Below are 12672 nucleotides of genomic sequence, written 5' to 3'. Positions count from 1 at the left end.
CCTCTCCCTTCAGGGAGAGGAGGGGCTCTTGGGCTCTTCACCCGACCCACCCGCAGCGGGCTCTTCCACCAACCCCTTCCCATCCCCCACCAGGCGCAAGCTCCGCGGCGCCACCAGGTTGATGCCTTCCGCGCGCAGCTTGCCGAAGATGCTGAACAACAGGTCGCTGCGGGCGGCCGATACGCCGCGCGGGCTGCTGACGCTGCCGCTGGCCGCCAGGGTCAGGCCCTGGTCGGTGAGCTGGGTGAAGCTCACCGAGGGCCTGGGCGTCTCGAGGATCGCCGGGTGCTCGGCGTAGGCCGCCAGCATCAGTTCGCGGACCTTGTGCACGTCGGTGTCCAGCGGCAGCGTCAGGCTGATGCCGACGCTGCCCAGGGCGCCGCCCATGGTCACGTTGCGCACGTTCTGGGTGATCATCTGGGAGTTGGGCACTATCACCGTGGAATTGTCCGCCTGCTGGATTTCCGTGGCGCGCACGTTGATCCGGCGGATGTCGCCCTCCACGCCGCTCAGGCTGACCCAGTCGCCGACCTTCACCGGGCGCTCGGTGAGCAGGATCAGGCCGCTGATGAAGTTCTGCACGATGGCCTGCAGGCCGAAGCCGATGCCCACCGACAGGGCGCTGACCACCCAGGTCAGGCTGGTCAGGTTGATGCGCAGCGCCGACAGCGTCAGCAGCCCGAGCAGGACGAAGCCGAGGTAGCCCACCAGGGTCACCAGGGAGGCGCGCATGCCGGCGTCCATGCTGGTTTCCGGCAGCAGTTCCTCGGCCAGCCAGCGCTTGAGCAGGCGCAGGGCGAACAGCCCGCCGAGCAGGGTGAGCAGGGCCAGCAGGATGTCCTGCGGGACGATGTTGAGGTTGCCCAGGGCCTGGCCGCCCTGGGCCAGGCGCTCGACGCCGGCGAGCAGTTCGTCGGGGCTGCTGGCGGTGGGCGAGAGCACCACCATCAGCGTCATCAGCACCAGCAGGGTGCGGCCCACCCCGGCCAGCAGGGTGGCGGCCTGGGCCTGGTGCTGCGGCGCGAGGCCCAGGGCGCGGGCGAGGGTCTTGCCGGCGGCCTGGCGGGGCGACAGCAGGGTGTCGCAGAGGTCGCCGAAGAAGGCCGTGAGCAGGTAGCCGATCACCGCCACGGCGCTGACCCACAGCAGCTTGGTGGCGAGGAAGAAGGCCAGCGACAGGTAGCCGCTGAGCAGCGCCAGGACGATCAGCGCCACCACCAGCAGGGCGGCGAAGTGGATCACCCCGGCCAGCGCCGGGCGCGGGTGTTCCTCGTCCTCCTCGCCGCTGCGGCGCAGGCGCAGCAGGGCGATGCCGAAGAGCACGGCGATCAGCAGCGCGGTGAGCCCGTTGACCGCCACGGTCAGCGCCAGGCTGGCGCCGATGCTGCTGTTGATGCGGTCCTGGGCGCCGAGCAGCATGACCACGATGGCCAGCAGGCCGGGGAAGTGCGCCACCGCCTGGGCGGCCTGGTCCGGGATCGGCAGCAGGCGCCAGGACGGCCGCCTGACCATCAGCAGGGCGCGGCCGAGGCCGGTGATGAAGGCGCTGAACACCGCCAGGGTGACCATCTGGTCGGCCAGGGCGGCCAGGCCGTTGTCGAGGCTGCCGTTCCAGTCCAGGCCCTGGCGGGCCAGCGCGGCGGCGCCGCCGAGGGTGACCACGCTGGCCAGGGTCGTGGCCAGGGCCAGGCTGCTGCGGCGCAGGCGGCCCTCGGGGATGAAGCGGCTGACCAGGTAGCTGGCGAACCTTTCCAGCAGGCGCCGGCCCGGCGTCCACAGCAGCGCGGCGGCGACCAGGCAGACCAGCAGCGCCAGGCGCGCGTCGCGCCAGGTGGCGGCGAGGCCGGCGCCGAACCTGTCGCCCAGGTTGCGCAGGCGCGCCAGGTCGTCGTCGGTGGGGCGCGTCAGGGTGGACCAGAAGGTCGGGCTGAAGGGCGGCGGCGAGCGCATGGCGATCTGCGAGTTGAACAGGCTGCGGCGCAGGTTGACGATCTGCGCCGCCAGGTCCTGGGCCGAGCGCAGGATGTCCGCCGCCTGGGTGGCCTGGGCCTGCAACTCGGCCTTCTGCCGGCTCAGCTCGACGCGCTGCACCGCCAGCGCGGCGGCCTCGCCCTCGGCCGGCGGGCCGAGCACGTTGAGCTGGTCGGAGAGGCGGTCCAGGCGCGCCTGCAGTTCTTCGCCGTGCTGGCCGGCCAGCTTCTGCACGTCCAGGGTGGCCAGGCGCAGGCGTGCCAGGTCGTCGTCGCCGACCTGGTCGGAGACGCCCTGGCGGATGCTTTCCAGGCGTTCGGCCAGGGCCGGCAGGCCGGCGTCCTCGGCCAGCACCGGCAGTTCGGCCGGCACCTGCGGGGCGGGCGCGGCCAGGGCCCAGCCGGCGCAGAACAGGCTGAGGATCAACAGGCAACGGAGCAGGATCTTGCGGTCCCCCGACATCTTTCCTTCCTTGCGTTCAACAGGTGCACGCCGGCCGGCCGACAAGGCCGGCAGCCATTCTCCAGAGCATAGCGAGCCGATGGGAAATGGTAAGGGGCGCTGTGGTAAAGGGCCATAAATGTTGGCCATATCAATCCCCTTTTGGCCGCTGCCACCGTTCAGCCGAGGCCGCCCGAATGGGCAGAATCCCCCCACCAAGAACAACAAAGCCGAGAGGTTTTATTCATGTTGACCGTCTACAGCGACGATCATCGCCTGCATTTCGGCCAGTCCGAACTGGTCGATGGCAAGCTCCAGCCCTGCTTCGAAATGCCCAGCCGCGCCGACACCGTGCTGGCCCGGGTGCAGTCGCAGAACCTCGGCGAGATCATCGCGCCGAAGGATTTCGGCCTGGATGCGATCCACCGCGTGCACGATCCGAAATACGTCGCCTTCCTCAAGGGCGCCTGGGCCCGCTGGGCCGCCGAGGGCCACACCGGCGACCTGGTCTCCACCACCTTCCCGGGCCGCCGCCTGCGCCGCGACGGGCCCATCCCCACCGCGCTGATGGGCGAGCTGGGCCACTACAGCTTCGACACCGAGGCGCCGATCACCGCCGGCACCTGGCAGGCCATCTACAGTTCGGCGCAGGTCGCGCTGACCGCCCAGGACCACATGCGCCAGGGCGCGCGCACCGCCTTCGGCCTGTGCCGCCCGCCGGGCCACCACGCCGGCAGCGATTTCATGGGCGGCTACTGCTTCATCAACAACGCCTCCGTCGTCGCCCAGGCCTTCCTCGACCAGGGCGCCAGGCGCGTGGCCATCCTCGACGTCGACTACCACCACGGCAACGGCACCCAGGAGCTGTTCTACGATCGCGGCGACGTGCTCTTCGCCTCCATCCACGGCGACCCGCTGGTGGAGTACCCGTACTTCCTCGGCCACGCCGACGAGCGCGGCGAAGGGGCGGGCGAGGGCTTCAACCACAACTACCCGCTGGCCCACGGCACCGGCTGGGACGGCTGGTCCGCCGCCCTGGAGGATGCCTGCCGCAAGATCGCCGCCTACGCGCCGGACGCGGTGGTGGTATCCCTCGGCGTGGACACCTACAAGGACGACCCGATCTCCCAGTTCAAGCTGGACTCCCCGGACTACCTGCGCATGGGCGAACGCATCGCCGCCCTGGGCCTGCCGACGCTGTTCATCATGGAAGGCGGCTACGCGGTGGAAGCCATCGGGGTGAACGCGGTCAACGTCCTGCAGGGTTACGAGGGCGCCGCCCGCTAAGAACCTGTCTACGATCTGCTGCGCGTCGGCATAACTGCGTTAAAAACAGGCGAGTGATGCTCATTTAGCGGCCTAAACTCGAACGCGAGCCCGGTCCGTCCCTCGCCTGTTTTTGCCTTGTTCTGCTCTAGCTCGCGAGATCGTAAACAGGCTCTGAGGGCGCGCCATTTCGAGGAGCGAGTCATGCGCGAGAACAAGAAGACCATCCGCGGCCTGCTCGGCGTGGCATTGCTGGCTGCCGCCGGCCTGGCCAGCGCCGAGCCGGTGGTGCGCATCTACAACTGGTTCGACTACATCGGCCCGGACACCCTCAAGGGTTTCCAGAAGGACACGGGCATCGCGCCCAAGTACGACGTCTACGACAGCAACGAGGTGCTGGAGGCCAAGCTGCTCTCCGGGCATTCGGGCTACGACCTGGTGGTGCCCAGCGACAGCTTCCTGCCCAATTACCTCAAGGCCGGCGTGTTCCAGCCGCTGGACAAGAGCAGGCTGCCGAACTGGAAGAACCTCAACCCGGCGCTGCTCAAGGTGCTGGAGAGCAAGGACCCGGGCAACCAGTACGCCATGCCCTACATGTGGGGCACCAACGGCATCGCCTACAACGTCGACAAGGTGAAGGCGGTGCTCGGCGACAACGCGCCGGTGGATTCCTGGGACCTGATCTTCAAGCCGGAGAACCTCGCCAAGCTCAAGCAGTGCGGCGTGGCCTTCCTCGACTCGCCCACCGAGGTGATCCCCGAGGCCCTGCACTACCTGGGGCTGTCGCCGAACAGCCACGACCCGGCGGACTACGCCAAGGCCGAGGCGTTGCTGAGCAGCCTGCGCCCGTACATCACCTACTTCAGTTCCTCGAAGTTCGTCACTGACCTGGCCAACGGCGACGTCTGCGTGGCCATGGCCTGGTCCGGCGGCGCCATGCAGGCGGCCAACCGCGCCAGGGAGGCGAAGAACGGCATCCACATCGAATACCGCATTCCCAGGGAGGGCACCGCGGCCTGGTTCGACGTGCTGGCCATTCCGAAGGACGCGCAGAACGTCGAGCAGGCCCACGCCTTCCTCAACTACCTGCTGCGCCCGGAGGTGGTGGCGCCGATCTCCGACTACGTGGCCTACGCCAACCCCAACCTGGCGGCGGACAAGCTGATCTCCGCCGACCTGCGCGACAACCCCGACGTCTACCCGCCGGCCGAGGTGCAGGCCAGGCTGTACTCGGTGGAGATGCTGCCGCCCAAGCTGGAGCGCATCCGCACCCGTACCTGGAGCAAGGTCAAGACCGGGCGGTGAGTTGACGCTGTGACGGCCGGCGGTGTCGGATTTGTGCTGGTGCCGTTCGTCGCTTGGCTGGAATAATCGGCGGTACTACTTTTGAGTACCGCCGTTTTCCTTGCGAGTGGGTACCCGTTTCGCCATTGCCGAGCCTGCCATGAAACTGCCTGACCGCCGTTGCACCCTTCCTTCGTCCCGACAGCGGGGGTGCGCATGACGCCGCCGACGCGCAAGGGCGCCGACGCCTTCGCCCTGCAGGCGATGCTGGGGCTGTGCCTGATCTGGGGCATGCAGCAGGTGGCGGTGAAGTTCGCCGCCGGCGACATCGCCCCCATCATGCAGGCCTTCGGCCGCAACCTGGTGGCCGCGCTGCTGGTGGGCGCGCTGGTGCTCTGGCGCGGCGACTGGAGGGCCATGGGCCAGGGCACCCTGGCCGGCGGCGCGCTGGCCGGGCTGCTGTTCGCCGTGGAGTTCCTGTTCATCGCCCAGGGGCTGGTGTACACCAGCGCCTCGCACATGGCGGTGTTCATCTACACGGCGCCGATCTTCTCCGCCCTGGGCCTGCACTTCCTGCTGCCCAGCGAGCGCCTGCGGCCGCTGCAGTGGCTGGGCATCGCGGTGTGCTTCGGTGGCATCGCCCTGTGCTTCGGCGGCGGCTTCGACCTGCAGCACATGGACGCGCGCATGCTGCTGGGCGACTTCTTCGGCGTGCTGGCCGGGGCGGCGTGGGGCGCCACCACGGTGGTGGTGCGCACCACCCGCCTGTCGGAGGCGCCGGCCAGCCTGACGCTGTTCTACCAGCTGTTCGCCGCCGCGCTGTTGCTGCCGTTCCTCGCCCTGGCCCTGGGCGAGTTCGGCAACGTGCGCTTCACCGCGGTGGGCGTGGGCAGCGTGCTGTTCCAGGGCGTGGTGGTGTCCTTCTTCAGCTATTTCACCTGGTTCTGGCTGCTGCGCCGCTACCTGGCCTCGAACCTGGCGGTGTTCTCCTTCATGACGCCGGTGTTCGGCATCGCCTTCGGCGTGCTGCTGCTGCACGAGCCGCTGGCCTGGAACTTCGTCGCCGGCGCGGTGCTGGTGCTGGCGGGGATTTCCCTGGTCAGCGGCGAGGCGTGGATCCGCCGGACATTGCGCGGCAAGCGTGCCTGATCTTGATCCAGGTCAGCGGCCGGAGGCCGTCCGACGCGTAGTCTTTGTTGCAAGGAGTGAGTGGCACGGGCGGAGAGTGGGACGCCGGGCTACTCTACTCTGAGGGTGGCCCGGGTCAGTGGGCCGCCCGACCTCTTCCACCGCAAAGGAGGCATCCCATGAAATTCTGGCTGCAAACCCTGGCATGGAAACTGGGTGTAACGCTCGGCCTCATCGAGCCTCCGCGCCTGCAACCCATTCCCATTCCCAGCGACGAGCAAAGGCGTTACACGGAGCAACGCCGGCGCTGAGTGCTCCTGAAAGCTCCAGCTGCGACACAGCCTCTGCCCGCCTCGTGCGGGCAGATTGCATTCCGCGCCCGGCGTTTCAGCCGTGGGCCGCGAACCACTCGTCGATGATCACGCGCAGGCGTTCCCCGGAAAAGCTCGGGAAATGCTCGCCGTGCACGGTGCGCACCGGCAACTGGCGCAGGCGCTCCAGGCTGCGGGCGTAGTCGTCCAGGTTGGAGTGGTAGGCATCCTCGATCAGCGGGCCGTCATAGACGATGTCGCCGGAGAACAGCGTCTGCGTGCCGGCTTCCCACAGGCTGATGCCGCCCGGCGAATGGCCGGGGGTGTGCAGCACTTCCAGCACGCGGTCGCCCAGGTCCAGCACGTCGCCCTCGTCGATGGTGCGCGTGGCCGGCGCCGCCTTCACCCGGTACTCGGCGTAGCACAGCGGGCAGTCCGGGTGGGCCTCGAACATCTCGTCGCCGACGAAGGCCGTGGCCAGGGTGCGCTCGCCGTCGGGGCTGGCGAGGATGTCGGCCTCGGCCGGGTGGCACAGGCGCTCGGCGAACTCGTGGTGGCCGGCGATGTGGTCGAAGTGGGTGTGGCTGGCCACCGCCAGCAGCGGCCGCTCGGTGAGCCAGGGCAACTGCTCGCGCAGGCTGACCAGGCCGGAACCGCTGTCCACCAGCAGGTCGCGCTCGCGGCCCTGGATGTGCCACATGTTGCAGCGGTAGAAGGGGCGCACCCAGGGTTCGTGGATGAGGCTGACGCCGTCGTAGCAGTGGCGGACTTCGAACCAGCGGTCGCGGGTGACGATTTTCATGGTGGGGCCTGGTGTCTTTGTGCTTTGTGTAGGAGCGCGCCCTGCGCGCGATTTCGCAGGCAGGGCCCGCTCCTACAGGGTGGCATATCTGTGAGGGCGGTGCTGGGGGGGAGGCCTTTCCCTCTCCCTAACCCTCTCCCTGAAGGGAGAGGGGACCGTTGGGCAGACGCTGGTGCTCTGGAGTCAGCCGGCAACATCGACATCTACCGGCTGAAACCTGGCCTTCTCTCGGCACGGACAAGCCCCCTCTCCCTTCAGGGAGAGGGCGGGGGGAGAGGGCTGCTGGGCCTCACTCCATCACCTCAAGGCGCGAACGGCGCCGCCTCCATCACTTCCACGATCAACGGGCGGTCGCTCGGGGCATTGCGCAGCAGTTCCTGCAGGTGCCCGTGGTCGCGGGCGCGTTCGGCTTCGCAGCCGAAGCCACGGGCGATGGCGAGGAAGTCCGGGGTGTAGATATCCACACCCAGCGGGGTGATGTCGCGGCGTTCCATGTAGCGCTTGATCTCGCCGTAGCCGTGGTTGTTCCACAGCAGCACCACTATGCCCACCTTGGCTTCCACGGCGCTGGCCAGTTCGGTCAGGGTGAACTGCAGGCCGCCGTCGCCCATCAGGCTGATCACCGGGCGGCTCGGGTCGCCCAGCTTGGCGCCGATGGCCGCCGGCAGGCCGTAGCCGAGGGTGCCGTAGCCGGTGGAGGCGTTGAACCAGCGGCGGCCGCCGTCCAGTTCCACCAGGTGGTTGCCGCTGTACACGGTTTGCGTGGAGTCGCCGACGAAGCGGGCGTCCGGCAGCACTTCGAGGATCTTGCCGAACAGCGTGCGGTAGTGCGCCCAGCCGCCGAAGTCCTCGGCCAGTTGCGCGCGTACCTTGGCCGCGCGCTGGGCGCCGGGGCTGTCCGGGCTGGCCTCGCGGGCCGGCAGCAGCTCCAGCAGGGCGCGCATGGCGGTGCGGGCGTCGGCGTGGATGGCGATGCTCGGCGTGTAGTTGCGCATCAGCTGCTGCGGGTCGATGTCGATGCGGATCAGCTCGCCGCCGATGCGGAAGTTGCCATCGAACACCACGTCGTAGTCGGTCTCGCCCAGCTCGGTGCCGATGGCCAGGACCACGTCGGCCTCTTGCGCGAGTTCACGCACCGGGACCAGCGACTGGTTGCTGCCGATCAGCAGCGGGTGCTCCGGCTGCAGCAGGCCCTTGGCGTTGATGGTCAGCGCGGTGGGGGCATCCAGGGCAATGGCCAGGGCGCGGGCCTCGGCCTGGGCTTCCACGCAGCCGCCTCCGAGCAGCAGCAGCGGTTTCTGCGCCTTGGCCAGCTTGGCCGCCGCCTCGTGCAGCGGCGAGCGCGCCGGGGCCGGGCGGGCCAGTTGCACCCGCGGGCGTACCTGCATGTGGTCGGCCGGGGCAGTGATGATGTCCAGCGGCAGCTCGATGTGCACCGGGCGCGGGCGTTCGCTGTCGAACACGGCGAAGGCGCGGGCCAGCACCGCCGGCAGTTCCTCGACGCTCATCAGGGTGTGGCTGAAGGCGCTCACCCCGGCGGTCATGGCGCGCTGGTTGGGCAGCTCGTGCAGGTAGCCGTTGCCGTGGGCCAGGCGCGAGCGCTCGTTGACGCTGGAAATCACCAGCATCGGGATGGAGTCGGCGTAGGCCTGGCCCATGGCGGTGAGGATGTTGGTCATGCCCGGGCCGGTGATGATGAAGCACACGCCCGGCTTGCCGGTGACGCGGGCGTAGCCGTCGGCCATGAAGCCGGCGCCCTGCTCGTGGCGCGGGGTGACGTGGCGGATGGCGCTGCCCGGCAGGCCGCGGTACAGCTCGACGGTGTGCACGCCGGGGATGCCGAAGACGGTATCCACGCCCCAGGCTTCGAGTTGCTTGACGAGGAATTCGCCGCAGGTGGTCATGGCAGTTCCTTTTGTTCGTGGGTGAGGAAGTGGGGAAAACGAAGAGGGCGCGGAGATCGACTCGCCGCGCCCTTGTTCATCGCACCGTGCGCGTCAGGCGACGCTGGCGGCCGCCGCCGGGCGGCGCGACAGCAGGCTGACCACGACGAAGCTCACCAGGCCGATGGCCAGGCTGTAGTAGATCGGGGTGTTGGCGTCGAAGCCATCCTTGAGCATGAACACCAGGGCGGTGACGAAGCCCAGGCTCATGCTGCTGATGGCGCCGGCGGTGGTGGCGCGCTTCCAGTAGATGGCGCCGATCAGCGGGATCAGCATGCCGCCCACCAGCAGGTTGTAGGCCAGGGTCAGGGCGCTGATCACGTCGTTCACCACCAGGGCAATGACCAGTACCACCAGGCCGGTGAGGGCGGTGAAGAGGCGGTTGATGCCCAGGCTGGAGGTCTTGCCGCCACGCAGTTTCGGCAGCAGGTCCTCGGTCAGGGTGGTGGAGGCGGCCAGCAGGCCGGCGCTGGCGGTGGACATCATCGCGGCCAGGGCGGCGGCGATCACCAGGCCGCGGATGCCGTCCGGCAGCGAGGCCTGGACGATGGCGGCGAAGGCATTGTTGACGTTGTCCAGGTTGGGCAGCAGGACCTTGGCGCACATGCCGATCAGCGCGCCGACCAGGCCGTAGATCACGCAGTACACGCCGGCGGCGGTGCCGGCGTACTTGGCCACGCCCTCGCTGCGCGCGGTGAAAACGCGCTGCCAGATGTCCTGGCCGATGAGGATGCCGAAGAAGTAGATCAGGAAGTAGGTGATGATGGTGTCGTAGCCGATGGTGTGGAAGCTGAAGGCGCTGGCCGGCAGCTTGGCCACCAGCTCGTCCCAGCCGCCCACGCGGTACAGGCAGATCGGCAGCAGCAGGAACATCAGGCCGACGGTCTTGATGATGAACTGGACGATGTCGGTGAGGGTCAGCGACCACATGCCGCCGATGGTCGAATAGACCACCACCACGCCACCGCCGAGCAGCACCGAGACCCAGAACGGCAGGCCGAACAGCACCTGCATCACGGTGCCGATGGCCAGGGTGGAGACGGTGCCGATCATCAGCGCGTAGGCGAACATGATCACCGCGCTGGCCTGGCGCGCCATGGGGTTGTAGCGGCGCTCCAGGACCTGGGTGACGGTGAAGATGCGCAGCTTCAGCAGCGGCTTGGCCAGGAACAGGTTCAGCGCGATGATGCCGGCGCCCAGCGCGGCGCACAGCCAGAAGCCGGAGATGCCGTGGACGTAGCCCAGGCGCACGGTGCCAACGGTGGAGGCGCCGCCGAGCACGGTGGCGGCCATGGTGCCCATGTAGAACGACGGGCCAAGGTTGCGTCCCGCTACCAGAAAGTCCTCGTGGGTCTTCGCCCGGCGCATGCCGTACCAGCCCAGTACCAGCATGCCGGCGGCATAGATCAGAACGACGATTATATCCAAGGCCATGATCGGCTCCTCACACTCGAATTGTCATTGTTGCCGGCCGCGGGTGGCGGACGGTAGGCCTGCGGACCGGTGGCAACCGGCCCGTCGGCGTCTCACAGGTACTTGCTTGGTGCTGCGCCCCAGGCAGGGGGGCGCGGGTTCAGGCCGCCGGCTCGTTGATGCCGAGCACCGGGCGGTCGTGGCTGCCGACCCAGCGCGGGCCTTGCGGGCCGTACACCCCGGCGGATTCCGGGAAGGTGCGCAGCAGGGTCAGGTAGAGCAGGGCGGCCAGGCCGAGGGTCACCGGCAGGCTGATGTCGATGCCGCCGGCCAGGTCGCCCAGCGGGCCGACGAACTGGCCCGGCAGGTTGACGAAGCACAGGCCGAGGACAGCGCTGGGGATCCAGGCGCCCATGCCGCGCCAGTTCCAGCCGTGGTGGAACCAGTAGGCGCCGCCTTGCTGGCCGCGGGTGAACACCTGCAGGTCGTCGGCGTGGTAGAAGCCGCGGCGGGTGATCAGGCCGAGGATCATGATCACCATCCAGGGGCTGGTGCAGGTGATGATCAGCACGGCGAAGGTGGACACGCTCTGCACCAGGTTGGCGGCGAAGCGGCCGATGAAGATGAAGGCGATGGACAGCAGGCCGATGAACAGGGTGGCCTGCACGCGGTTGAGCAGCCGCGGGAACACGCTGGACATGTCCAGGCCGGTGCCGTACAGCGAGGTGGTGCCGGTGGACATGCCGCCGATGGTGGCGATCAGGCACACCGGCAGGAAGAACCAGCTCGGCGAGATGGCCAGCAGGCCACCGACGTAGTTGTTCGCGGCGATGTAGTCCGGTGCCTTGACGGCCACGATGGTGGCGGTGACCAGGCCGAAGAAGAACGGGATCAGCGTGGCCAGCTGCGACAGCAGCACCGCCAGCATGATGCGCTGCTTGGAGGCCTGGCGCGGGATGTAGCGGGCCCAGTCGCCGAGGAAGGCGCCGAAGGACACCGGGTTGCTCATGGCCAGCAGGGTGGCGCCGATGAAGGCGGCCCAGAAGCCCTCGCCACCCAGTTGCACGCTGCCGGCGTAGCCGGCGTCGAAGGGGCCGGCGAAGGCGAACACGCCCAGCAGGAACAGCAGGCTGGCGGCCCACACGGCGATCTTGTTGACCAGCAGCATGAAGCGGAAGCCATAGATGCACACGGTCAGCACCAGCACCGCGAACAGGCCGTAGGCCAGGCCCAGGGTCAGGTCGGTTTCCGGCAGGCCGAACAGGCGCTTGGCGCCGCCGACCAGGGCGTCGCCCGAGCTCCATACGGACAGCGAGAAGAAGGCGATGGCGGTGAGCAGCGAGAGGAACGAACCGACGATCCGCCCGTGCACGCCGAAGTGCGCGCCCGAGGAGACTGCGTTGTTGGTGCCGTTGATCGGGCCGAACAGGCCCATGGGCGCCAGGATCAGCGCGCCGACCAGCACGCCCAGGACGATGGCCCAGGCGCCGGCCTGGAACGACAGCCCGAAGAGCACCGGGAAGCTGCCGAGCACGGCGGTGGCGAAGGTGTTGGCGCCACCGAAGATCATGCGGAACAGGTCGGTGGGCGTGGCGTTGCGCTCGGCGTCGGGAATCTGTTCGACGCCGAAGGTCTCGATGGTCGTGATTGCGTGTGCGTTGTTCTTATTATCCATGACTTCCTCCCGGGAAAGTCCTGCCTCATGGCGTCGGCGACAGGTGCTCGTGGACGGCCAGCCAGCGGCCTTGTTGTTGTTCACGGCGGAAGACGATGGTCTCCCGCTCGTGGTTCAGGCTCTCCGTTCCCTGGATGCGCAGCCGCGTGGCGACGTCGTGGCTGAAGATCGCCACGTCCTCGCCCTGCAGGCTGACGAAAGCGTTGCTGGACTGGCAGTCGAGGACCTCGAAGCCGTCGTCACGCAACCAGCCCTCCCACACCTCGCGGTAGGCCGCGCGGGTGCGCAGCGGCTGCGGCCAGTTGTGGAAGATGAAGCTGGCGTCTTCGCTGAAGGCCGCGAAGTAGGCCTCGGTGTCGGTGCGCGCGAAGGCTGCCACGAGCGCGCGGGCAGCCTCCAGCACCTGTGCTACGCAGGCGTCGTTATGCATTTGGGCCA

Annotated in this window: 10 protein-coding genes; 4 read left to right on the top strand and 6 right to left on the bottom strand. The window is 68.5% G+C overall.

All coding sequences use genetic code 11. The annotated features are described in order from the left end of the window. Positions 1–9: 9 nt before the first annotated feature. On the bottom strand, positions 10–2433 hold the full coding sequence (locus CHC02_RS22390; protein ID WP_089393610.1) for a DUF3772 domain-containing protein: 2424 nt from the start codon (positions 2431–2433) through the stop codon (positions 10–12). A gap of 225 nt (positions 2434–2658) precedes the next feature. Here CHC02_RS22390 and CHC02_RS22385 point away from each other — a divergent pair, with 225 nt between their 5' ends. From CHC02_RS22385 to CHC02_RS30780, 4 genes are all read left to right on the top strand, one after another. Further along, positions 2659–3699 (top strand): histone deacetylase family protein, encoded by a 1041-nt coding sequence (locus CHC02_RS22385; protein ID WP_089393609.1) that lies wholly within the window; start codon positions 2659–2661, stop codon positions 3697–3699. A gap of 183 nt (positions 3700–3882) precedes the next feature. Further along, positions 3883–4983, top strand: a complete 1101-nt coding sequence (locus tag CHC02_RS22380) for an extracellular solute-binding protein (RefSeq protein ID WP_089393608.1) — start codon at positions 3883–3885, stop codon at positions 4981–4983. A gap of 195 nt (positions 4984–5178) precedes the next feature. Further along, on the top strand, positions 5179–6111 hold the full coding sequence (locus CHC02_RS22375; RefSeq protein WP_089393607.1) for a DMT family transporter: 933 nt from the start codon (positions 5179–5181) through the stop codon (positions 6109–6111). Between the two features lie 158 nt (positions 6112–6269). Further along, positions 6270–6401: a PA1414 family protein gene (locus CHC02_RS30780; RefSeq protein ID WP_256595960.1), complete on the top strand. Its 132-nt coding sequence runs from the start codon at positions 6270–6272 to the stop codon at positions 6399–6401. A gap of 76 nt (positions 6402–6477) precedes the next feature. On the opposite strand, the gene CHC02_RS22370 is transcribed toward CHC02_RS30780, so the two are convergent. From CHC02_RS22370 to CHC02_RS22350, 5 genes are all read right to left on the bottom strand, one after another. Then, entirely contained in the window at positions 6478–7203 is a 726-nt protein-coding gene (locus tag CHC02_RS22370; RefSeq protein ID WP_089393606.1) for an MBL fold metallo-hydrolase, read from the bottom strand. Between the two features lie 302 nt (positions 7204–7505). After that, a complete protein-coding gene (locus tag CHC02_RS22365) occupies positions 7506–9107 on the bottom strand; it encodes a 5-guanidino-2-oxopentanoate decarboxylase (protein WP_089393605.1) in 1602 nt (533 codons plus the stop codon). 93 nt (positions 9108–9200) lie between these two features. After that, entirely contained in the window at positions 9201–10580 is a 1380-nt protein-coding gene (locus CHC02_RS22360) for a sodium:solute symporter family protein (RefSeq protein ID WP_089393604.1), read from the bottom strand. Between the two features lie 139 nt (positions 10581–10719). Beyond that, the gene (locus CHC02_RS22355; protein ID WP_089393603.1) at positions 10720–12234 is read right to left on the bottom strand and encodes a purine-cytosine permease family protein; all 1515 of its coding nucleotides are present in this window, start codon (positions 12232–12234) and stop codon (positions 10720–10722) included. A 25-nt stretch (positions 12235–12259) separates the two neighbouring features. After that, positions 12260–12664 (bottom strand): YybH family protein, encoded by a 405-nt coding sequence (locus CHC02_RS22350; RefSeq protein WP_089393602.1) that lies wholly within the window; start codon positions 12662–12664, stop codon positions 12260–12262. Positions 12665–12672 lie beyond the last annotated feature (8 nt).

Origin of the sequence: Pseudomonas delhiensis, from assembly GCF_900187975.1 — a bacterium.
Taxonomy (GTDB): Bacteria; Pseudomonadota; Gammaproteobacteria; order Pseudomonadales; family Pseudomonadaceae; genus Pseudomonas; species Pseudomonas delhiensis.
Note: the sequence above shows the minus strand (reverse complement) of the source record. Positions and strands in the feature narration are given on the sequence as shown.

Bases quoted from the DNA above. Each gene is read 5' to 3' on its own strand.
- CHC02_RS22360 (WP_089393604.1), bottom strand. From the start codon at position 10,580: ATGGCCTTGGATATAATCGTCGTTCTGATCTATGCCGCCGGCATGCTG.
- CHC02_RS22365 (WP_089393605.1), bottom strand. From the start codon at position 9,107: ATGACCACCTGCGGCGAATTCCTCGTCAAGCAACTCGAAGCCTGGGGC.
- CHC02_RS22390 (WP_089393610.1), bottom strand. From the start codon at position 2,433: ATGTCGGGGGACCGCAAGATCCTGCTCCGTTGCCTGTTGATCCTCAGC.
- CHC02_RS22375 (WP_089393607.1), top strand. From the start codon at position 5,179: ATGACGCCGCCGACGCGCAAGGGCGCCGACGCCTTCGCCCTGCAGGCG.
- CHC02_RS22385 (WP_089393609.1), top strand. From the start codon at position 2,659: ATGTTGACCGTCTACAGCGACGATCATCGCCTGCATTTCGGCCAGTCC.
- CHC02_RS22370 (WP_089393606.1), bottom strand. From the start codon at position 7,203: ATGAAAATCGTCACCCGCGACCGCTGGTTCGAAGTCCGCCACTGCTAC.
- CHC02_RS22355 (WP_089393603.1), bottom strand. From the start codon at position 12,234: ATGGATAATAAGAACAACGCACACGCAATCACGACCATCGAGACCTTC.
- CHC02_RS30780 (WP_256595960.1), top strand. From the start codon at position 6,270: ATGAAATTCTGGCTGCAAACCCTGGCATGGAAACTGGGTGTAACGCTC.
- CHC02_RS22380 (WP_089393608.1), top strand. From the start codon at position 3,883: ATGCGCGAGAACAAGAAGACCATCCGCGGCCTGCTCGGCGTGGCATTG.
- CHC02_RS22350 (WP_089393602.1), bottom strand. From the start codon at position 12,664: ATGCATAACGACGCCTGCGTAGCACAGGTGCTGGAGGCTGCCCGCGCG.